The organism is Ideonella sp. B508-1, assembly GCF_000333615.1.
Taxonomy (GTDB): Bacteria; Pseudomonadota; Gammaproteobacteria; order Burkholderiales; family Burkholderiaceae_C; genus Ideonella.
Genome location: NZ_BADL01000481.1, coordinates 1 through 1,273, shown reverse-complemented (window position 1 = coordinate 1,273; position 1,273 = coordinate 1). Strand labels below are relative to the sequence as shown.

General features: G+C 70.0%; 1 protein-coding gene. It reads left to right on the top strand.

Translation table 11 applies throughout. The features are described from left to right. Nucleotides 1-38: 38 nt before the first annotated feature. Nucleotides 39-1,273 (top strand): secretin N-terminal domain-containing protein (locus I73_RS19080; RefSeq protein ID WP_304607955.1); only part of this gene is annotated, 1,235 nt, incomplete at its 3' end.

Here is a 1,273-nt window from a genome sequence, read left to right as displayed (position 1 = left end):
ATGCGGATGTGGACGCGTTCTCGCGCGCCATCGGCACCATGCTGGACCGACAGATCGTGGTGGACCCGCGGGTGCGCGGCAAGATCACCGTCACCAGCGAGAAGCCGCAGCCGCCGCTGGAGGCCTGGCGCAGCTACCTGGCCGCCCTGCGCGGCCTGGGCTTCACCGTGGTTGAGAACGCCGGTCTGCTCAAGGTGGTGCCCGAAGCCGAGGCCAAGTTGCAGGCCGGCACCGTGACCGTGGGCACGCCCACGGCCCATGGCGACCAGGTGGTCACCCAGATCTTCCGTCTGAACCACGAGAACCCCAACAACCTTGTGGCGGTGCTGCGCCCGCTGATCAGCGCCAACAACACCATCAACGCCAACCCCAGCAACGGCACCCTGGTCATCACCGACTACGCGGACAACCTGCAGCGCCTGGGCAAGATCATCGCGGCGCTGGACCAGCCCGCCGCCTCCGAGATCGAGATCGTGCCGGTGCGCTACGCCATGGCCTCGGACCTGGCGCCGCTGATCCAGAAGCTCAGCGATGTGGCCGCCAGCAATGCCCCGGGCGCGGCCGCCGTGGCCCAGAGCGGCAGCGCCACCACCATCATGGTGGAGCCGCGCACCAATGCGCTGGTGATCCGCGCCGCCAACCCCACCCGCATGGCCGCGACCAAGGCCCTGATCGAGAAGCTCGACCGCCCCGTGCCGGGCGGCGGCCCGGCCGGCAACATCTGGGTGGTCTACCTGAAGAACGCCGATGCGGTGCGCCTGGCCGAGGTGCTGCGCGCGGCCATGGCCAGCGGCGCGGCCGCGGCCAGCGGTTCCAACAGCGGCACGGCGGGCACCGGCGGGCTCACTGGCGCGGGCGGCAGCAGCGCACGCCCCTCCGCCACGACCACCAACCCGGGCGGACTGGGAACCACCAACAGCACGAGCGCCACCAGCGCGCTGTCCAGCGCCTCGACCACCCCAGTCAGCGCCACCGCCTCGGTGTCCACCGGCGGCCAGATCCAGGCCGACCCGGCCACCAACTCGCTGATCATCTCGGCCCCCGAACCGGTCTACCGCCAGATGCGCCAGGTGATCGACCAGCTCGACACCCGCCGCGCGNCAGTCTATGTCGAGACCATGATCGTCAAGATCGATGCAGCCAAGGCGGCCCAGTTCGGCGTGCAGTGGCAGGGCATCCTGGGCAGCACCAGCAACAACACCATCGGCTACGTCGGCACCAACTACGGCAGCACCGGCAACATCGCCAACCTGACCCTGGCCCAGTTTACCGG